19 protein-coding genes and 1 pseudogene are annotated in these 18,613 nt (G+C 69.8%); 5 read left to right on the top strand and 15 right to left on the bottom strand.

What is annotated here, in order from left to right; genetic code table 11:
* Positions 1-8 precede the first annotated feature (8 nt).
* The 7 genes from IM697_RS02055 to IM697_RS02025 form a co-directional block, all read right to left on the bottom strand.
* Positions 9-800 carry an Fpg/Nei family DNA glycosylase gene (locus IM697_RS02055; RefSeq protein ID WP_194044139.1) on the bottom strand — a complete coding sequence of 264 codons (792 nt, stop codon included), beginning with the start codon at positions 798-800 and terminating at the stop codon, positions 9-11.
* Between the two features lie 41 nt (positions 801-841).
* Complete coding sequence (locus IM697_RS02050; RefSeq protein WP_194044137.1) at positions 842-2,842, bottom strand: beta-galactosidase; 2,001 nt, start codon at positions 2,840-2,842, stop codon at positions 842-844.
* Positions 2,839-4,152 carry a glycoside hydrolase family 36 protein gene (locus IM697_RS02045; RefSeq protein ID WP_194044134.1) on the bottom strand — a complete coding sequence of 438 codons (1,314 nt, stop codon included), beginning with the start codon at positions 4,150-4,152 and terminating at the stop codon, positions 2,839-2,841. The genes IM697_RS02050 and IM697_RS02045 overlap by 4 nt, the downstream gene beginning before the upstream one ends.
* A gap of 27 nt (positions 4,153-4,179) precedes the next feature.
* A complete protein-coding gene (locus IM697_RS02040) occupies positions 4,180-5,067 on the bottom strand; it encodes a carbohydrate ABC transporter permease (protein WP_194044132.1) in 888 nt (295 codons plus the stop codon).
* Positions 5,064-6,041, bottom strand: a complete 978-nt coding sequence (locus tag IM697_RS02035) for a carbohydrate ABC transporter permease (protein ID WP_194044130.1) — start codon at positions 6,039-6,041, stop codon at positions 5,064-5,066. Before IM697_RS02035 ends, IM697_RS02040 begins: the two co-directional genes overlap by 4 nt.
* Positions 6,042-6,054: 13 nt before the next feature.
* Positions 6,055-7,368 carry an ABC transporter substrate-binding protein gene (locus IM697_RS02030; protein ID WP_194044128.1) on the bottom strand — a complete coding sequence of 438 codons (1,314 nt, stop codon included), beginning with the start codon at positions 7,366-7,368 and terminating at the stop codon, positions 6,055-6,057.
* A gap of 260 nt (positions 7,369-7,628) precedes the next feature.
* Positions 7,629-9,626, bottom strand: a complete 1,998-nt coding sequence (locus IM697_RS02025) for a copper resistance protein CopC (protein ID WP_194049547.1) — start codon at positions 9,624-9,626, stop codon at positions 7,629-7,631.
* 278 nt (positions 9,627-9,904) lie between these two features.
* Between IM697_RS02025 and IM697_RS45810 the strand changes: the two genes are divergently transcribed.
* Both IM697_RS45810 and IM697_RS02020 read left to right on the top strand, forming a co-directional pair.
* On the top strand, positions 9,905-10,060 hold the full coding sequence (locus IM697_RS45810; RefSeq protein ID WP_407699597.1) for a Scr1 family TA system antitoxin-like transcriptional regulator: 156 nt from the start codon (positions 9,905-9,907) through the stop codon (positions 10,058-10,060).
* Between the two features lie 11 nt (positions 10,061-10,071).
* A complete protein-coding gene (locus tag IM697_RS02020; protein WP_194044126.1) occupies positions 10,072-10,254 on the top strand; it encodes a DUF397 domain-containing protein in 183 nt (60 codons plus the stop codon).
* Between the two features lie 466 nt (positions 10,255-10,720).
* Here the strand turns inward: IM697_RS02020 and IM697_RS02015 are convergent, their stop codons facing one another.
* Genes IM697_RS02015 through IM697_RS02005 form a run of 3 tightly spaced genes read right to left on the bottom strand, consistent with a single transcriptional unit; the run spans position 10,721 to position 12,325 of the window.
* Positions 10,721-11,569: a helix-turn-helix domain-containing protein gene (locus IM697_RS02015; protein ID WP_194044124.1), complete on the bottom strand. Its 849-nt coding sequence runs from the start codon at positions 11,567-11,569 to the stop codon at positions 10,721-10,723.
* Positions 11,570-11,583: 14 nt separating this feature from the next.
* The gene (locus tag IM697_RS02010; protein WP_194044121.1) at positions 11,584-12,099 is read right to left on the bottom strand and encodes a DUF6879 family protein; all 516 of its coding nucleotides are present in this window, start codon (positions 12,097-12,099) and stop codon (positions 11,584-11,586) included.
* On the bottom strand, positions 12,071-12,325 hold the full coding sequence (locus IM697_RS02005; RefSeq protein ID WP_194044119.1) for a hypothetical protein: 255 nt from the start codon (positions 12,323-12,325) through the stop codon (positions 12,071-12,073). The genes IM697_RS02010 and IM697_RS02005 overlap by 29 nt, the downstream gene beginning before the upstream one ends.
* A gap of 231 nt (positions 12,326-12,556) precedes the next feature.
* Between IM697_RS02005 and IM697_RS02000 the strand changes: the two genes are divergently transcribed.
* The 3 genes and pseudogenes from IM697_RS02000 (at position 12,557) to IM697_RS01990 (ending at position 15,198) form a co-directional block, all read left to right on the top strand.
* On the top strand, positions 12,557-13,795 hold the full coding sequence (locus tag IM697_RS02000) for an IS256 family transposase (protein ID WP_194039437.1): 1,239 nt from the start codon (positions 12,557-12,559) through the stop codon (positions 13,793-13,795).
* A gap of 615 nt (positions 13,796-14,410) precedes the next feature.
* Positions 14,411-14,634 (top strand): annotated as a pseudogene (locus IM697_RS01995) (DUF397 domain-containing protein).
* Positions 14,635-14,715: 81 nt separating this feature from the next.
* A complete protein-coding gene (locus tag IM697_RS01990) occupies positions 14,716-15,198 on the top strand; it encodes a hypothetical protein (protein ID WP_194044117.1) in 483 nt (160 codons plus the stop codon).
* Between the two features lie 90 nt (positions 15,199-15,288).
* Here the strand turns inward: IM697_RS01990 and IM697_RS01985 are convergent, their stop codons facing one another.
* The 5 genes from IM697_RS01985 to IM697_RS01965 all read right to left on the bottom strand — a co-directional run bounded on the left by IM697_RS01985 (position 15,289) and on the right by IM697_RS01965 (position 18,611).
* Entirely contained in the window at positions 15,289-15,678 is a 390-nt protein-coding gene (locus IM697_RS01985; RefSeq protein ID WP_194044115.1) for a GntR family transcriptional regulator, read from the bottom strand.
* Positions 15,675-16,427: a hypothetical protein gene (locus IM697_RS01980; protein ID WP_194044113.1), complete on the bottom strand. Its 753-nt coding sequence runs from the start codon at positions 16,425-16,427 to the stop codon at positions 15,675-15,677. Before IM697_RS01980 ends, IM697_RS01985 begins: the two co-directional genes overlap by 4 nt.
* A 145-nt stretch (positions 16,428-16,572) precedes the next feature.
* Positions 16,573-17,121, bottom strand: a complete 549-nt coding sequence (locus tag IM697_RS01975; RefSeq protein WP_194044110.1) for an erythromycin esterase family protein — start codon at positions 17,119-17,121, stop codon at positions 16,573-16,575.
* Between the two features lie 252 nt (positions 17,122-17,373).
* Positions 17,374-18,141, bottom strand: coding sequence for an SDR family NAD(P)-dependent oxidoreductase (locus IM697_RS01970; RefSeq protein ID WP_194044108.1), 768 nt, complete (start codon positions 18,139-18,141; stop codon positions 17,374-17,376).
* Positions 18,138-18,611 carry a cupin domain-containing protein gene (locus IM697_RS01965; protein ID WP_194044106.1) on the bottom strand — a complete coding sequence of 158 codons (474 nt, stop codon included), beginning with the start codon at positions 18,609-18,611 and terminating at the stop codon, positions 18,138-18,140. The genes IM697_RS01970 and IM697_RS01965 overlap by 4 nt, the downstream gene beginning before the upstream one ends.
* Positions 18,612-18,613 lie beyond the last annotated feature (2 nt).

Genomic DNA, 18,613 nt, shown 5'->3' with positions numbered 1-18,613 from the left:
CCGATCGCTCACGCGTCGTCCCCGCCCTGGCACGCCGGGCACCACACCGTCGTCCGGCCGGCCACGCGGGACCGGCGAAGGGGGGTGCGGCAGCGTGGGCAGTGCGGGTCGGGGTCGTCACGGTGGCCGGTCAGCCAGGAGTCGCGGGGTGGGACGCGGCCGGTGGGGACCGCGGCGCGCAGGGTGCGGCGCAGCTGGGTGTGCAGGCCGCGGCGGTCGGACGCGGTGAGGTCGCTCGCCCGGCCGGTGGGGCGCAGTCGCGCGCGCCAGAGGATCTCGTCGGCCAGCAGGTTGCCGAGGCCGGCCAGGACGGACTGGTCCATGAGGACGCTCTTCACGCTGCCCCGGTGGGTGCGGAGCGCGGTCTCGAACTCCTCGCGGTCCACCGTCAGGGCGTCCGGGCCCTGCCCCTCCAGCCGCCGTGCGACGTCGGATTCGTCGTACGCCAGCCACAGGCCCTGGAGCTTGCGCTGGTCGCGGTAGCGCAGCTGGCGGTCCCGGGCGAGGGTGAACAGGACGCGGTCGTGAGGCTCGGGGGCGTCGTCGGGGTGGGCGCAGAGCAGTTCGCCCGTCATGCCGAAGTGCAGCAGCAGGGTGGGGCCGCCGGTGCGGGCCAGCAGCCACTTGCCGTGCCGCTCGGCCGCGGTGACCCGCCGGCCCTCCAGCGCCTCCCGCAGCCGCCGCGCGCTCACCCCGTGCAGCACCCCCGCGTCACGCACGTCGACACGGCGGACGACCCTGCCCTGCGCACAGGACTGGAGCACCTTCCGGAAACCCTCGACATCGGGCAGCTCGGGCACATCTCCCGACTACCCCGACGCGCGCGTCCCATGGGCGGGGCTCAGCGCGGCTCCCGCACCACCGCCGTCTCCCCCGCCGGGACACTGACCGAGCCCGGCACGGTCTTGCCGCTCAGCAGTTCCGTGGCGTCCGGGGCGACCGCGACATGGGCGGGCCGGTCACTGTGGTTGATCAGGAAGAGGTAGTCGGCGTCCGCACCGCGCCGCAGGACCGCCTCGACGCCCCGCGGCGTGCTGCGCACCGGCTCCACCCCCGCCTCCCCGCGGATACGGCCCAGCAGCGCGGCCAGCGTCTGCGGATCCGGCAGGGTGGCCAGGTACCAGGTCACGCCGGTGCCGTGCGCATGGCGCGTCACCGCCGGCACACCGCTCAGCGGCCCGGTCGTGTACGACGCGACCGACTCGGCGCCGGACAGCCGCACCCGCTCCGACCACAGCGTCCCCGTGCCGCCGCCGCTCAGGCCCACCGACTCGCCCGGCAGCAGCGGGAACAGCTCGTCCGTCCGCACCCCGAGCGCCTCCCGGAACGCGCCCGGGTAACCGCCCAGCCGGACATGGCAGTTCTCGTCCACCGCCCCGCTGTGGAAGCCGACGGCCAGCGTGCCGCCGCGCTCCGCGAAGCCGGTGAGGTTGGCCGCGCCCTCGTCGTCCACCAGGTACAGGCTCGGGGCCAGGACCAGGCGGTACGGCGACAGGTCCGCGTCCGGGCGTACGAAGTCCACCGCGACGCCCGACCGCCACAGCGGCTCGTACCAGGCGCGGACCAGGCCCTGGAAGCGCAGCTCGCCGCTCGGCTGGGAGGGGAGTTCCATCGCCCAGCGGGAGTTCCAGTCCCAGACGACGGCGACCTCGGCCGTGCCGACGCTGCCGCGCACCTCCGCGAGAGCCTTCAGATCCGCGCCCAGTCGTACCACGTCACGCCAGATCTGGCTGTCCGTGCCCGCGTGCGGAAGCATCGCCGAGTGCCACTGCTCGGCGCCCGCCTTCGCCGCGCGCCACTGGAAGTAGGCGATGCCGTCCGCGCCGCGCGCCACATGGGCCAGCGCGTTGCGCCGCAGCTCCCCCGGTCCCTTGGCCCGGTTCACCGGCTGCCAGTTCACCGCGCCGGTCGAGTGCTCCATCAGCAGCCACGGGCCGCCCGCCAGCGAGCGCACCAGATCGCCGCTGAGCGCGATGTCGATCTCGGACTCGGGGTCGGCGGACTGCAGGTAGTGGTCGTTGGAGACGACGTCCAGCTTCGGGGCCCAGCGCCAGTAGTCCAGCGCGTCGAAGTTGTACATCACCATGAAGTTGGTGGTGGCGGGGATCTCCGGGGCCGCCTCCAGCAGCACCCGGCGCTCCGCCTCGTACAGCGAGAGCAGCTCGTCGCTGCAGAAGCGGCGCCAGTCCAGCTGGTGGGTGGGGTTCGGGACGGCGCCGGTGGGGCGGGGCGGGAGGATCTCGTCCCAGTCGTAGTACCACTGGCTCCAGAAGCGGGTGCCCCAGGCGTCGTTCAGGGCCGCCAGATCGTCCGCGTACCGCGCCCGCAGCCAGCGCCGGAAGGCCGCCGCGCTCTCGTCGCAGTAGCACTCGGCGTTGTGGCAGCCGTACTCGTTGTGGACGTGCCACATCGCCACCGCCGGATGGTCCGCGAACCGCCCGGCCAGCGCCCGCGCCATCCGCAGGGCCGCCTCCCGGTAGGCGGGGCTCGACGGGCAGAACGTCTGACGGCTGCCGTACGACAGTCCCCGGCCGTCCTTGTCCACGGGCAGTGCCTCGGGGTGGGCCCTGAAGAACCACGCCGGGGGCGCCGCCGTCGGGGTCGCGAGGTCGGCCGCGATGCCGTGGGCGTGCAGCAGGTCGAGCACGCGGTCGAGGAGCGTGAAGTCGTACTCGCCCTCGGCCGGTTCGAGGAGCGCCCAGGAGAAGATGCCGACGCTGACCATGGTGACCCCGGCCTCGCGCATCAGGCGCATGTCCTCGGCCCAGACCTCCTCGGGCCACTGCTCGGGGTTGTAGTCGCCGCCGTAGGGGATGCCGGGGACGGACAGTTCGCGCTTCATCGGGCGGCTCCTCCGAGGAGTCGGCGGGTCGTGGCGACGCCCCACTCGTCCAGCGACAGCAGACGGTCGCTGGAGGCCATCAGCCCGCCGGTCGCCTCGACGTGCGCGGCCCACCGCTCCCGGGTCTCCACCGCCGGGCGGGCCATCAGGCAGTCGGGGTCGTTGATCCAGAGCCGGCCGTGCTGCCACTGGCGGCCGGCGCCCGTGAACTCGGCGGGATCCTGGCCGGGCTGGCTGTAGTCGTCGGCCTCGGGGCGGCGGTGCGGTGCCGTGTCGGGGCTGACCCGCATCGCGTCGAACAGGCCGATCGAGGGCAGCAGGGGTGCCCCGCAGCCCAGCAGGTAGGCGTCCGCGCCGATCGCCTCGCGGATCAGCTCGATGCCGGAACGGTACGCCTGGAGTGCGTCACCTCCCGAGTGCCGTACGCCGTCCAGCGCGCCCGCGTAGAGGAAGTCGACCTTGAAGTAGTCGTAGCCCTCGGCGCGCAGCGTCCGGAAGACCTCCGTCAGACATGCCGCCGCCCCGGGGTGCGTGGTGTCCAGGACGCGCAGGTCGTGGCCCCAGTTGCGGCCGGCGTGCGTGAAGCCGCCCTCGGGGTCCTTCACCAGCCACTCCGGGTGCTCGGTGGCCAGGTCGCTCGCCGGGTCGACCAGGAAGGGGGCGGTCCAGATGCCGGCGCGGCGGCCCTTCGCCCGGATCGCGTCGGCCATGCCCGCGCGGGAGCGGAAGCGGCCGGAGAGGGTGAGCCAGTCGCCGAGGGCCTTCTGGTAGCCGTCGTCGATCTGGACGACGTCGATGGGCAGGTCGAGGGTCTCCATCGCACGGAGGTTCTCGTGGATGTCGTCCTCGGTGACGGCGGTGAAGTACTCGTACCAGGAGCACCAGACGGTGGGCGCCGGGCGCGGAGCCTCGCCCCCGAGCGCGGCGGCCCAGTCCGCCAGCACGGTCGGGATGTCCGTGCCCGTCCACTCCTTCACCGGTCCGTCGGCGCTCACCTGCGCCGTGTCGCCGTCGACGACCAGGCGGATCGAGGGCACCGCGCGCGTCGGCTCGACGGCCGCCCACAGCCGGACCGGTGAGCCGTCCCCGGGGTCCAGGGCCAGCAGCCCCTCGCCCTGGAAGGCACCGTCGGGCACGGTGACGCCGGGCCGGTAACAGACCGTCGCCCAGTTGTCGTTCGTCGGGCGGTACGGCTTGTCGCCGAGGGCGTAGGCGCCGCTGGGGCTCCAGGACTGCCAGCCCTCCTCGTGGACGCGGGCGTTGGCCGGGTCCACGGGCACGGAGGCGACGGGGGTGAAGGGGTGGTGCACGGGTGTCTCTTTCAAGAAAGGGGGCCGTCAGCCCTTGTTGGCGCCCAGGGTGAGGCCGCTGACGAACTGCCGCTGCAGCACGAAGTACACGATGAGCGTGGGGATCGCGGTGAGCAGGGCGCCGGCGGCGACCAGGTTGGGGTCGGTGAAGTACGCGCCGGAGAGGTTGTTCAGCGCCGAGGTGATCGGCATGTTCTCACCGGTCGAGATCAGGACCAGGGCCCAGAAGAAGTCGTTGTAGATCCAGATGGACAGCAGCGTCGCCAGGGCCGCCATCGCCGGACGGCACAGCGGCAGCACGATCTGCCAGTACTGCCGCCACACCGACGCGCCGTCCACCAGCGCGGCCTCGGTCAGCTCGTGCGGCAGCGTGCGCATGTAGTTGCTGAGCACGAAGGCGCAGAAGCCGGACTGGAACGCCACGTGGATGAGGACGAGCCCGAGTGCCGAGTCGTACAGCTTGCCGCTCATCGTGATGCCGGGGATGTCGATGAGCAGGTACATCCGGTACAGCGGGGTGATGATGACCTGCTGCGGAAGCAGGTTGCCGGCGGTGAAGACCAGCAGCAGCGCGAGGTTGAGGCGGAAGTCGAAGCGGCTGACGTAGAACGCGACCATCGAGGACAGGAACAGCGTCAACAGCACCGCCGGCACGGCGATGATCATCGTGTTGACGAAGTAGTGGCTCATGTCCGACTGCGTGAACGCGTTGGTGAAGTTGTCGAAGCTCAAGCTGTCCGGCCAGGACACGTAGCCCTTCTCGCTGGTCTCCGCGTACGGCCGCAGCGCCGCGAGAATCGCCCAGGCCAGCGGCGCGAGCCAGGCCAGCGCCGCGCCGGCGAGGAAGAGGTGCAGCAGGATCCGGGCCGGGCGGACGGGGGCACGCTTCTTGAGCGCGAGGGTGCCGGTGCTCATGCGCGCCGCTCCTTCCGGAAAGTCGCGATCAGGTACGGGATGATCACGACGAGGGAGATCAGCAGCAGGACCACCGCGATCGCGGAGCCGTATCCGATGCGGCTGGACTCGCCGATGATGTTGTTGGTGACCAGGATCGACAGCAGCTCAGTGCCCTGGGCGCCCTTGTTGAAGACGAAGACCAGGTCGAAGGCGCGCAGCGCCTCGATGATGGTGACGACCAGGACCACGGTGTTGGTCGGGCGCAGGGTGGGGAAGATGACGTTCTTGAACGTCTGCCACTCGTTGGCCCCGTCGAGCGCGGAGGCCTCCCGCAGCGAGGGGTCGACGCCCTTCAGGCCGGCCAGGTACAGGATCATCATGTAGCCGGTGTGCCGCCAGGACGCGGCGACGAGGATCGCCCACAGGTTCAGGTCCGGGTCACCGATCCAGTCGATGTACTTGCCCGGTTCGTTCGCCCCGATGAGGCTGTTGATCAGGCCGGTGTCGGGGTTGTAGACGAGCTGCCAGACGAACCCGATGACCGCCATCGACAGCACGACGGGCAGGAAGAACGCCGTCTGGTACACCCTGCTGAACCGGATCCGCTTGTCCAGCTGCACGGCCAGGAACAGGCCGAGCGGCGTCGGGATCACGATCAGGACGACGAACCAGACGACGTTGTGCTGAACGGCGGGCCAGAACTGCGGATTGTCGTTGAAGAGCTGCTTGAAGTTCTCGAGGCCGACCCACTTGATCGAGTCGAAGCCGATGCCGTCCCAGGTGGTGAAGGCCAGCGCGACGGAGGCGAGGGCCGTCACCCATACGAGGGCGATGTGCAGGATGGTCGGCAGACCCGCCATCAGACCGAGGGCGAGCCGGTCACGGCGGGTCAGCAGGCGGCGGTGCCCCTGGGGCACCTTGTTCGCGGGGGCAGCGCCCGGAGGCGGCACGGTGGCCGCCTCCCGGGTCTCCTTGGTGGTCTGCGTGGTCATGGAATCAGCCGACTCAGCCGGACGCGAAGATCGTCTTCTTCTGGCGTTCGATCGACGACAGCAGGCCGTCGACGCCCTTGGGGTCCCGGATGAACTTCTGCAACGCGGGCTGCATCACCGTGGAGGTGAAGTCCGGCCGGCTGTCACGGTCCATGAACTGCGTCAGGGACTTCGCGCCGGCGATCATCTCGTACGCCTTCTTCTGCAGCGCGGTGTACGACGAGGTGTCGGCGCCGGTGGCGGCGTGGACCACGCTGGGGTCGGACTTGAGGTAGATGTCCTCTGCCTCGGTGGTGCCCAGGTACTCGAGCAGCTTGACGGCCTCGGTCTTGTTCTTCGGGCTCTTGCTCATCATGAAGCCGTCGGTCGGCGCCTCGACGGTGTCCTGGCCGTACGCCGGGTCGATCTCCGGGAAGGCGAAGAAGTCGAGGTCCTCCAGGGCGGCCTTGTCGGTGAACTGCTGCGCCACGAAGGTGCCCAGCAGATACATGCCCGCCTTCTTGGAGGCCAGCGTCTGGGCCGCGTCCTGCCAGGTGCGGCCCATCGAGCCCTCCTGGTGGTACGGGAGGATTTCGGTCCACAGGTCGAAGACCTTGCGCACCTTGGCGTCGGTCCAGGACGCCTTGCCCGCCATCAGCTCGACGTGGAAGTCGTAGCCGTTCTGGCGGAAGTTGATCTGGTCGAAGGTGCCGAGCGCGGGCCAGGCGTCCTTGTCGCCGAAGGCGATCGGGACGATGCCGTCCTTCTTCATCTGCTTGCACAGCGCGACGAAGTCGTCCCACTTGGTGGGGACTTCGTAGCCCTTCTCCTGGAAGACGCTCTTCCGGTAGAAGACGGCCCACGGGTAGGAGTACAGCGGCACGAAGTAGTACTTGCCGTCCTCGCCCTTGCTCAGCTTGTGCATCGCCTCGGGGAAGTTGCCCCCGATGGTCTTCCACACGTCGTCGATCGGGGTGGCCAGTCCCTTGGCCGCGAAGAACTGCATCCGGTAGCCGGCGAACCAGGTGAACACGTCGTCCGGCGTGCCCTGGAGGTAGGAGTTGATCTGCTCCTGGAAGGTGTTGGAGTCCTTGGTGTTCACGTCGACCGTGATGCCGGACTTCTTCTTGTAGGCCGCGTAGATGTCGGCGAAGGCCTTCTTCGGCACCGCGTCGGACGCCTTGGAGCCGAGGGTGACGGTCTTCGGGTCACTCGCCGTGCCGCTGCCGCCGCAGGCGCTCAGCAGGGGGATGCCCGCGCCGAGTACGGCGGCGCCGCCTATGCCGCGCAGCAGGGTGCGGCGGCTGGGTGAGGGCAGTGAGAGACCGGAGGGAGAGAGGTGCTGCATCTACGGCTCCTGACGGGGGCAGGGTTCGATCATGAGGGTGGGAGCGTCGAAGTCCGTCGTAACCGATCAGAAATCAACTTGAACGAACACGGTGGCGCAATAACAGCGGTATGTCAGGTCATGCGTCAAGAGGTGACGAACGCCGTTTCGGAAACGTGACCGATATCTCGAACTCCATGCTCATCGCGGTAGTGATCGAACCCGGGAACGTTCACGGCGCCGCCGGGCCGCAGACGCGACGCGCACGGTCGCCTGACCTGCTATCGCACGAGCACGGTGCTGGTCTCGCTCACCTGGTCGACGTCCGACGTCCGGATGGTCACCTTCATCTCCCACGTCCCGGCGATGGGCAGATTGAGGAAGCCGTTGCCCCAGTAGCCGCCCTTGTCGGTGAGCTCGGCGTCGATGGGGCCGATGTCCTTGGCCGGAAGCGTGAAGGAGATGCGCAGCTCCGGGACGATGGAGACGCCGCCGTCGGGCCCGTAGACGAGGGCCTCGATCGAGTTGTCGCCGACGCGTCCCGGATCGATGGTGATCTGCACCTTGCCGTGGCCGCCGGGGGTGCCGAGGTCGAAGGGCACGTTGGTGACGGAGGCGCCGACGACCGCGGGCGTCCCGGCCGCCGCCTCGGCCTCCGCGCGGCCGGGCAGCGTGCTGGTGAGCAACGTGGTGATCGCCAGCACCGCCGCACCAACGGCGACTTCGGCCAGGACGGATCGACGCAGGGCCCGGCGATGCGGGTCCGTGGGCGACGGTACGTGGGCCGGCGGGGGTAGGTGGGCCGGCGGCGGCACGTGAGCCTGCGGCGACTCGGACAGCGGCGGTCCCCCGGCCGTCTGCTGCGGCACGGACACCGGCAGCCCCCCGGCCGCCTCCTCCGGCACGGACACCGGCAGCCCCCCGGCCGCCTCCTGCGGCACAGACACCGGCAGCCCCCCAGCCGCCTCCTCCGCCACAGACACCGGCAACCCCCCGACCGACTGCAGCGGCGCAGGCAGCGGTGGCGACCCCCCGACCGACTGCGGCGGCGCAGGCAGCGCCGGCGACCCCCCGGCCGCCTGCGGCACCTTCTCCCGTGCGACCGCTTCCGTCTCCGCCTCCGCCGCCGCGTCGGCCGTGGCCAGTCGGGTCGTCCAGCGACGGGAGAGGGCCGCCGCTCCGAGGAGCAGCACCACCGCGGCCAGCTTGAGGGTCAGGAACCGGCCGTACGTCGTGCCGGTGAGCGCGTCCCAGGAGCCGAGGCCGCGCCAGGACTGGTAGACGCCGGTGCCGACCAGGACGGTCACGGACGCGAAGGCGAGGCGCGAGAAGCCGGTGACCGCGGCCGGTGTCAGGCGGGCGCGGTACAGGGTGACGAGCAGGGCCGTGAGGCCGCCGAGCCAGACCGCCGTGGCCAGCAGGTGCAGCGCCGAGGACACCATCGCGACCGGCACCTGGATGCCGGCGGAGGCGTGCTCACCGGCGGCCCAGGTCATCGCGAGGCCGACGGCGAGGGCGGCGCCCGCCCACCCGAAGGGCCTGCGGCTCCTGACCAGCCGTACGAGATAGCCGGCGGCCACCGCCAGCAGACCCAGCCGGACCACCAGCACCAGCCCGGTCCGGCTGCTCAGCGTGCGCGGGAGGGAGTCGGCGCTCAGGGCCCCCAGCGGACCCTCGCCGGTCTCGTACGGGGCGCGCAGCACGAGCAGGGCGAGGGTGGCGCCCAGCAGGGTCCACCAGGACGTCCTCAGCAGCCTGTGCAGGACGGGGCCGTCGGGCGGACGGCAGACCGCCATGAACGTCGCCGTGCCGATGAGCAGGGCGACGGCGAGGTAGGCCAGATAGCGGGCGATGTTGTAGAGGCTCTTGGTCGCCGGGTCCTCGGTGGGGCCGGTGTCGACGGTCGCCTTGGTGAGGGAGGGCTTGCCGACGGAGAAGGTGAACGCACCGGAGACTGGGTGGCTGTCGGCCGACACCACCCGCCAGGCGACGGTGTACGTCCCCTGGTCCAGCTTCGCGGGCAACGTCACCCGGGCGGTGTCGCCGCCGTCCGGGGCGTGCTCCGGTTCGCCCGTGCGCAGGCGGCGGCCGTCGGGGTCGAGGACGCGGAAGGAGTCGTCGAGCAGACCGACGGACTCGGTGAAGGTCAGGGTGATGTCACGGGGGGCGGACTTGAGGACGGCTCCGTCCTCGGGGTCGGTGGCGCGGAGGGCTGCGTGGGCGGACGCCGGTCCCGTACCGCCGAGGAGGAACAGGACCAGCAGGGTGCCCAGCAGCACCAGCCGTCGAAGTCGTCGCCGTCCCCGGCGCTGTGCCCGTCCGCCATCACGCCCCACGCCACTTCTCCGTCGCCGTCCGTGCCACCTCGCGGTTACGTACGGATGCGAAGCGTGCCACGCTCACCCGCTCATCTCGAACCAGAGCAGCTTTCCGGCCAGACGGTCGAAGAGGCCATCGCCGAGGGACTCGCCGCCCCAGCAGTCGGCGTATTCCTGTACGAGCCTGAGCCCACGCCCCCTGTCGACGTGCGCCGGGGCGAGCGGGACGTGGTCGTGGGGTGGTCGGCCGAAAGGTGCGGGGATACGGGGGTTGCTTCCTCGATGCCGAGGCACAGTTGGACAAGTACCGGGCCGCGCTCAAACGCATGGAGTCCTGCGCACTCAGCCCCGCTGAGAGCCGCGACTTCATCCACCACCGCATCCAGGACCTATGAAGGAACCCACCATGCCCACTCTCCGCTGGCAGAAGTCCAGCTACAGCGCCGAGGGCTCCAACTGCATCGAGATAGCCACCACCCCCACCACCATCCACATCCGCGACTCCAAGAACACCACCGGCCCCCACCTCACCCTCCGGCCCACTGCCTGGACGGACTTCCTTTCACACACGGCGGCCAGGAGGCGGTAACGCCGAAGCGCGTGCCGACGCTTGAGCACCGACTGCGACGTCGCACCCTTTCCGTCGTCCAGCTGGAGATGCGCGACGGGTACATGCGCTCCGACCCCTCGATTCGTCGCCTGGCAGAACGGCGTCCGTAATGATCCCGCGGAGAGCTGGCTGCCTCGCCGTCGCGCATCCGGGTGTTCGAGACCGGCGACGGCGCCGTGTGCCGCCATCACGACGAGGCGTGGTTCAGGTCCCTGTTGAGTGGGAGCGGATTCACCGTGCTGGACAGTCAGCGCATCTCGATGGCCACCATGAACGGGCGGGATGCGGTCGGCGTCCAGTTCCTGGCGCGCAGAACGGCCGAGGCGGCGTCGGATCTCTGCACAGAGGGGGGCTAGCGAGTTCCTGGTTCCTGTTCGGCGGTGGCGGTGGCGGTGCCGACTCTTGACGACCGGCTGCGGCGCCGCACGTGCACTGACGTCGCTTGTCACGTCAGAGACGCCACCGCATCCGCTATCAGGGAACGTGCTGCCGCTCCCCGCACGGCCTCCTGCGAGAGCCGCTCGAAGGCTCGGGTGTATAGCTCGACCTGGCTGGGCTCCGTGAGCGCGGAAGCGGCGTCCAACGTGTCCGCGTGCACCCTGATGCCGTCGAAGACCGTAAAGGTGGGCAGAGGCCACACAGCCCGCTGTGCCGAAAACGGAACGATACCCACGGCAACGTTCTGGAGATCCATGACCCCGAGCAGGTGGCCCAGCTGCGCCGCCATGGTCTCGGCGCTGCACAGCCGGTACCGCAAGACCGACTCCTCCAGTACAAACGAGAAACGCCGGGAGCCATCGCTCAACACCGCGTTACGCCTCATGCGGGCCGACACCGCGTCAGTCACGTCGTCCGGGGTGCCCCGGAATTCGGCGATGGACGACAAGAGGGCGGTGGCGTATCCGGGTGTCTGGAGGAACCCGGGGATCACGTCAGAGACGTAGACGCGGAACATCCTGGTTTGCTGGTACAGGTCGACCACGGACTCTTGCAGGCGGCGCAGACCGCTCCGCTGGAGTCGCCGCCACTGCACATGAGCATCGGCGGACTGTCTGTTCGCCGCAATCAAGTCGGGGACTTGGTCCTCAGCGCCGCAAGCCCGGCACCACGCCTTGATGTCCGCGTCAGAGGGAGGAGTCCTGGCGTTCTCGATCCGGGACGACTTCGACTCCGACCAGCCGCATCTGACAGCCAGCTCCCGCCCGGTGATCCCGGCGTCCTTCCGAATCTCACGCAGACGGTCAGCGAGATTTTCGCGGGCCTTCTGGACACGTGAAGAGGGATGCGGGGGCATGGAGCCGGCCTTCGTCAGATCTGGTACAGGTGGTGCGGGATCGCTCGCTCCCATACCGCCTCGAAGGCAGTGGAACACAGCTTCACGGTCTGTGGGTCCGCCGTGATCTCGTCCTCGACCACCACTCCGTCACCGGAGAAGTGGTGCACCCGGAGCAGCGCGCCGTCGAACAGCCAGAAGTCGTTTCCCGGCAGGGGAATGCTTGTGGCCCGTCGCCGAGGCAGCCACCGGACCTCCTCGCCCGCCGCAATGTTGGCGTGAGTGACGTAGTGCTCCCAGCGGATGTACTCCGACACGGGCTCGGAGACCACCCTCGCCCGGCGGACCGTCACGCCCCGGGCCACGGCGTCGGAGATCATCTGATGGAAGGGGTACCACCAGGCTTCGCGAGTCTCCCAGTTGATCCGCTCACCCCGCTTCCACGCCTCGAACCGGTCCGGCGAAGCGTAGGAGTCGCGTAGCTCCAGGTGGACGGCGGACCGCTCACACTGGCCAAGCAGCTCAGCGAAGCTGGGCACGCTCGACGGCATCACACGCCTCCCTGATCATCGGGATCATCCGGGCCGGAATCCTGACGATGGCTTCGCTGTCAGGCACCGGGCCGTGCGCGGGGCTGCTTGCCTCGCACTCCGTCTGAGTCTCGGCGCTGGGCTTCCACCCCTGCAACAAGATCTCCTGAGCTTCCACGTCCGCCCACACGGTAGGGCAGTGGTCCAGGTCGGTGTCGGGGTCGATTCCCACGAACTCTACGGCCATAGCCGGCTCCCTTGTTCGGGTGCTTGCTCGGGCTTGCATCAGCTTCATTGAACTGCCTGAACAGCATCAGAACCACTGCCGGAAGGTGAATTGACGTGGGTTGCGTCCATGGAGATGGTGTACGGGTTCGACCTGATCCGGGGGTTTGCTCCGGCGTCGGGATGATGCCCGCATAGATGAACGGCCACCGGCTGATCTTCGAGGTGTCGAAGCCCGAAGGAGATCAGCACGATGACCGCACCTGACAGTCTGCCCCTGCACGCCCTTGCCGAGGACAACCTCGCCGCGGCGAGTCCCGATCTGCTGCGCGCGATGATCAAGACATTCGCCGACGCGCTCATGTCCGCGGAGGCAGACGCGCTCTGCAATGCCGAATACGGGCAGGTCAGCGACGAGAGAGTCAATCACCGCAACGGATATCGCTCGCGTGAGTGGGACACGAGGGCCGGCACCGTGGAACTCGCCATCCCCAAGCTCAGGAGCGGGAGTTACTTCCCGCACTGGCTTCTCGAACGACGTCGCCGGGCCGAACAGGCCCTCATCTCGGTGGTCGCCACCGCCTACCTGCTGGGGGTGTCCACCCGCCGTGTCGAGAAGCTCGCCGAGTCGCTCGGCGTCACCCAGCTGTCCAAGTCGCAGGTCTCAGCGATGGCCCGGCACCTCGACGAGCAGGTCGCCGCCTTCCGCAACCGGCCCCTGGACCAGGGCCCTTACGCGTTCGTCTGGGTCGATGCGCTGACCCAGAAGGTCCGTGAGGGCGGCCGGATCATCAGCGTCCACGCCCTGATCGCTGTCGGCGTCAACGCGGACGGTCACCGCGAGATCCTCGGCATCGATGTCGCCACCGCCGAGGACGGCGCCGGCTGGCTGGCCTTCCTGCGCTCGCTGATCGCTCGCGGCCTGTCCGGCGTCCAGCTGGTCATCTCCGACGCCCACGCCGGCCTGGTCGACGCCATCGGCGCGGTCCTGCCCGGCTCATCGTGGCAGCGATGCCGCACGCATTACGCCCGCAACCTGCTCAGCCAGGTCCCGAAATCGGCCCAGCCCTGGGTGGCCACGCTGCTGCGGACCGTCTTCGAACAACCCGACACCGACGCCGTGAAGGCCCAGATGCAGCACGTCCTGGATGCGCTGGAGGCCAAGTTCCCCAAGGCCGCAGCCCACTTGGACACCGCCCAGCACGACCTGCTGGCCTTCACCGCGTTCCCGCGGGAGATCTGGCGGCAGATCTGGTCGAACAACCCGCAGGAACGGCTGAACAAGGAGATCCGCCGCCGCACCGACGTGGTCGGCATCTTCCCTGACCGCAGCGCCGTCATCCGCCTGGTCGGCGCCGTGCTGGCCGAGCAGAACGACGAGTGGACCGAAGCCCGCCGCTACATGGGACTTGACCTGCTGGCCAAGGCCCGCCTCCACCCGATCGAGTCAGAAACCGACGAGACCGTCCTCCCGACCGAACTCACCGCATAGCTTCAAAACGAGATCACCGAGTGGCCGTCGATACACCACTCCAGCGGACGTGACCTTGACGTGCAAGCTCATGCAAGTCTGTAGAGCCTCGGACGATACGACTCCTAGCGTCCTTCCATCGCGCAGATGAGCCGGGGAGGAAGCAATGCCACAGAAGCCGCAGGGCTACCACCTGACCGAGCTACCGACCGAGCCCTCCGCCACGCCTGGATGCTCCGACTGTCTGTCCCTCTCGGTCAGAAGAGGGAATGCACGCTCCAGAGGCGACTACAGCGCCGTATCCGACGCGAACGTAGAGCTGCGCCAGCACCAGGCAGAGGCGCACGCCTCGTGAGCGGCGGAGCCTACGCGCAACTCTTCACCGAGCGCCCCTTGATGACGCTGCGGGTGTCGCGTGACTCGGGGCGAACGTGGGGTTCAGAGCAGGCAGTGGTCGCCCCGGACAACCTCCCGCCCTTGATGACCCACCAGTGGCCGCCCTGCCAGTGCCGGCGTTGCACCCAGTCCGGCAGCCGCTCCAACCACTGAGGCGTGCCTGATTCCCACGAACTCCCGCCCGGCATGGGCGGCGGCGGTCAGCCATGGCCGCGATCAGTTGAGCAGGAAGGTGCAGTAATGCTGAACGGAACCGACCTGTACGCACTCGACATCGACGGGGCCTCGTTCGTGAAGGCGTGCGGAGGCCCCTGCACCGAGGGGTGCGTGACCCTGGCCCGGATCGGCGACGACGCCTGGCCCTCGGTGACAGCAAGCAGCCCGACGCACAGCCGCTCCGCTTCACCACGGAGGAACTGGACGCGGCCGGCATCGACCCGGCGCGCTTCGGCCTCAACGTCTGACCCTCCCCCCACCAGCCGAGCCGGACCCATCCCCCGTCCTCGGGTCCGGCCCGGCTGGCACCTCTCGATCGGGAACGACTGGTGCACCACCACGGCTATCTACGGACCGGCCCCAAAGAGCGCTTCGACAACGAGGCCCTACGGCGACCTCCGCACCCCGAGCCCCCACCCCCACCGGCCCCCAGCGACCCCGCAGGGGAGCGCCTGCTCCAGCGCTACCGCGAAGTGGCAGCGGAGTTCCCCACCGTAGATCTGCCGCCACTGGAGACGGCGTACTGGCTCATCAAGCCCCGCTCTCTGGTCCGTGGCACGTGGGACGAGCCGAAGGAAGCAGCGGGCTGGCTCGGGGAACGGTTGGCCGAGTACGCGCACCGGTTCCTCTCCGCGTACGACAGGGACACCAGCCGCCTGGCTGTGGTCGTCGGCGCCGCCACCCAACGGCTCGGTACGGGAGGTGATGTGTCCTACGGCTTCTACCTCGAACGCCCTTCATACCTGCACCTGGCCCTGGTGACCTGCTCCCCGAACCACTCGATGCCCGTCCTGCCCTGCCCATTCGGCTGACCGAGCCCTGCGTCCGCCGTCCGCCTGCTCGGGCCCTGAGAAACGGAAGCGGACTGAGACAGAGCCCCAAGAGTTCCGAACCGAGCCGGCTCAGTCCGCGTCCCCCAGCACGGAACGCAGCGCTTGCCTGATCGCCGAGTCATCCGCGCCGAGCGCCCGGGCCTCATCACGGAATCGCCGGGCCAGGGAGGCGAGTTCCTCAGGAGCAGGACAAGGGCGCTTGGACACAGCGGGCGGGGGCGCCACCCGGGTCCCCGCACCACGCCGGGTGCGGATCAGGGCGGCGGCCTCCAGCTCACGGTAGGCCCGGGCGACCGTGCCGGCAGCCAGCCCCAGGTCGGACGCCAACTGCCGGATGGTCGGCAGCCGTTCACCCTCCGGCAGTTGCCCCGAGTAGACCAGGGCCGCGAGCTGGGCGCGGATCTGCTCGTAGGGAGGGACGGGACTGGCGGTGTCCACCCGCAGGGTCGGCCCGGTCACCGCTGGGCGGCCTTCGGCGCGAGGACCGTGAACAGGCACCAGATCGCGGTGCCCAAGGAGACCAGACAGACGGGAAGGAGGATCCAGGCGGCCACGCTGCCGAGCGTGCCGTCGCAGTCCAGCCCGCGCAGCGACCCGGCGGCAAACCACGCGGTGCCGGCCAGGGGGGCGGAGACCAGCAGGCCCCACGCCGCGGTGATGGCCTCTGCCCGCTTCCGGCGCTCCTGTTCATCGCCGGGGCGGCGGGTGATGTGCCGCAAGGCGTAGCCGCAGGCGCCGGTGCCGATGGCCAGGGAGATGAAGGTCGGACGGGCGTAGAAGAACCCGGGCCAGGGGCCGGAGGACTCGGTCACGCCGGAACAGGTCATCGTCAGTGCGCGCCCTGCCCGGCCCATGTCGTCGGGGGAGCCGATCGCGGTCGCGGTGACGAGGAGCGCGATGAGCAGGGACGCCTCGATGAGCAGGAGCGCCGTCAGCCGGGGCGGGACGTAGTCGCGGATCCGGCGGGGGGCGAGTCCGGCGGTGCGGACGGTGCCTCGAGGGCGGGCAGTGATGTGTTCGCCGAGCAGCACACCGGCCATGGCGCAGAGGCCGAACCCGGGTATGGCGGCCAGGACTCCGCTCCCGAGCTCGCCGGGGGCGTCGATCATATAAAGGGAGAGAAGGGCACCGGCGGCCAGACCGCCGAAGCGTGCGCAGCGGTCGGCGCGGGCGCGAGCCCGGGATGCGGGCGGAACGGTGTCGAGCATGAGGGCCCCCGATGAATGCACTTGTATCAAGCGCTAGATACAAACTTAGGGGTACAAGGTGACTCACCATGAGCCTTGTGTCAAATGCTTGGCACAAAAACATCAGGCGGCGGGCCGAGAGGCAGGGAGCCGGTCGAGACTGCGACTAGGCCAGCCCGTCGTACTCCTCGGCCAGGGATACGGGGCTCAGGTTGAAGCGATACATCCAGCGCGGCACCATCGCGCCGAAGTTTCGCATGCCATGCCGACCGTTGAGCCACTTCTTCACTGGCGTCGGTGCGTTGACCGCGCTGCGCAGATCCACGAGGTGGTTTCCCGGATTGGCGATGGCGAGCTGAGCTTCCACAGTGCCAGGGCGGGCGGGACCGATCCTGTTGGTGACCACGGCGCTGACTCGGGGACGAGGCCAGGGGCCAGGCCACATCCGACGGGCACGGAAGGAGCCGCTGCCGAACAGCAAACCGAGTGCGTAGTAGGCGTCGCCGTACCGTGTATGCAAGTGCTGCCCCAGCGCTGGTGCCGCGCCACCGTGACGGCTCTTGGTGATGTGCCCGTTGGCCTCCCCCAAACCCACTACCCGCACGCCGTCGAGGATGCCCTTCAGCGGCTGAAGATCAGCCGTGGACACGCCTGCGGTCAGGCCGCTCAGCGGCAAAGCCGTCCGGGTCAACCAACTCGCCACCTCATCGGCCACGGCCTTCCCCCTCCAGTGCCGCCATGCCCGATGACACTACCCCTGTCGTCATGCACTCAGATCATCCTGGAGAGCGGTACGGCAGCGCACCCGCACTGCGACAGCACCGCGCCTGTTGCGATGGCCCTGAGTATCCAGCCACCGCATCAGGCTGACCCCGGAGAACGGACGACAGCCGGATCGTGCGTGACCATGACGATCGTCATGGCGTACGTCGGGTACGGCTCTGAAGGCAGCGAGGGCAAGGGACTCTCACCACGTCGGCCGCGCCGACACCCCGCCGTCCACCACCAGATCATGTCCCGTGACCCACGACGCGAGCCCCGACGCCAGGAACACGCACGCGTCCCCCACGTCCTCGGCCCGCCCCAACCTCCCGGTCGGCACCGCCCGTTCCCACCGCCGCACCCCCTCCGGCCAGTCCTCCTCCAGTCCCTGTCGGTGAATCAGCCCGGGTGACACCGAGTTCACGCGAATCCCGAAGGGGCCGTACTCCAACGCGGCCGAGCGGGCATGCATCACCACCGCCGCCTTGGACGCCGAGTAGTGAGCGTGCAGCGGTGCCGGGCGGCTCGCCTCGATGGACGCGATGTGGGTCACCGAACCGCCCCCGCCCTGCTCGCGCATGATGTCGGCCGCGGCCTGCGTGCAGGCGAACACGCTCGACAGGTTGGGGTCCACGACCGCCCGCCACTCCGCCACCGACATCCCGGGCAGCTCCCGCGTCGGCTGCACCCCCGCGTTGTTGACCAGCGCCGTCAGCCGCCCGCCACCCCACTCGGCGGCCTCGCCGACCAGCCGCCGGCACGCCTCCTCGTCCGTCAGGTCGGCCCGCAGGACGACGGCCCGCCCGCCCGACGCCCGGATGCGGGAGGCCACCTCGACCGCCGCCTCGACCGCCGTGCGGCAATGCAGCACGACCGCCGCGCCTTCCTCGGCGAACCGCGTCGCGATGCCCCGCCCGATGCCGCCACCCGCGCCCGTGACCAGCGCGACCTGTCCTTCGAGGAGTCCGCTCATGAGCGGCACAGTCCCGCGATCCGGGCCGCCTCCGCGGGATAGCGCGCCGTCAGTTCCGCCAAGTCGCCGTGCTCGTAGCCCTCGTAGGTGAAGCCGGGCGCCATCGTGCAGCCGAAGAAGGCCCAGGAGCCGCCCGCCGCCACCCGCGCGCCCATCCAGGTTCCGGCCGGGACGGTGAGTTGGAGGTGCTGGCCGCGCCGTACGTCGGGGCCGAGGACCTCGGTGCGGGACGTGCCGTCCGGGGCGAGGAGCAGCATCTCCAGAGGGTCGCCCAGATAGAAGTGCCAGACCTCGTCGGACGGCAGCCGGTGCAGGGCCGAGTAGTCGTCCTCGGTGAGCAGGACGACTATCGCGGTGCCCTGCGGCCGTCCGTCCGACCGCTCGGGGCCCGCCCAGGTCTGCCGGAACAGCCCGCCCTCGCGCGGGATCGGCTCCAGGGAGTAGTGCGCGACGAGTTCTTCCGGAGTCACGC

The sequence above is a fragment of the Streptomyces ferrugineus genome, assembly GCF_015160855.1.
GTDB classification, from domain to species: Bacteria; Actinomycetota; Actinomycetes; order Streptomycetales; family Streptomycetaceae; genus Streptomyces; species Streptomyces ferrugineus.
This window is presented reverse-complemented; position numbering and strand designations above follow the sequence as displayed.

What these genes read in the sequence shown, in the direction of transcription:
- IM697_RS02050 (WP_194044137.1), bottom strand. Translation starts at nt 2,842, where the DNA reads ATGAAGCGCGAACTGTCCGTCCCCGGCATCCCCTACGGCGGCGACTAC.
- IM697_RS02040 (WP_194044132.1), bottom strand. Translation starts at nt 5,067, where the DNA reads ATGAGCACCGGCACCCTCGCGCTCAAGAAGCGTGCCCCCGTCCGCCCG.
- IM697_RS02035 (WP_194044130.1), bottom strand. Translation starts at nt 6,041, where the DNA reads ATGACCACGCAGACCACCAAGGAGACCCGGGAGGCGGCCACCGTGCCG.
- IM697_RS02030 (WP_194044128.1), bottom strand. Translation starts at nt 7,368, where the DNA reads ATGCAGCACCTCTCTCCCTCCGGTCTCTCACTGCCCTCACCCAGCCGC.
- IM697_RS02020 (WP_194044126.1), top strand. Translation starts at nt 10,072, where the DNA reads ATGCCCACTCTCCGCTGGCAGAAGTCCAGCTACAGCGCCGAGGGCTCC.
- IM697_RS02015 (WP_194044124.1), bottom strand. Translation starts at nt 11,569, where the DNA reads ATGCCCCCGCATCCCTCTTCACGTGTCCAGAAGGCCCGCGAAAATCTC.
- IM697_RS02010 (WP_194044121.1), bottom strand. Translation starts at nt 12,099, where the DNA reads ATGCCGTCGAGCGTGCCCAGCTTCGCTGAGCTGCTTGGCCAGTGTGAG.
- IM697_RS02005 (WP_194044119.1), bottom strand. Translation starts at nt 12,325, where the DNA reads ATGGCCGTAGAGTTCGTGGGAATCGACCCCGACACCGACCTGGACCAC.
- IM697_RS02000 (WP_194039437.1), top strand. Translation starts at nt 12,557, where the DNA reads ATGACCGCACCTGACAGTCTGCCCCTGCACGCCCTTGCCGAGGACAAC.
- IM697_RS01980 (WP_194044113.1), bottom strand. Translation starts at nt 16,427, where the DNA reads ATGCTCGACACCGTTCCGCCCGCATCCCGGGCTCGCGCCCGCGCCGAC.
- IM697_RS01970 (WP_194044108.1), bottom strand. Translation starts at nt 18,141, where the DNA reads ATGAGCGGACTCCTCGAAGGACAGGTCGCGCTGGTCACGGGCGCGGGT.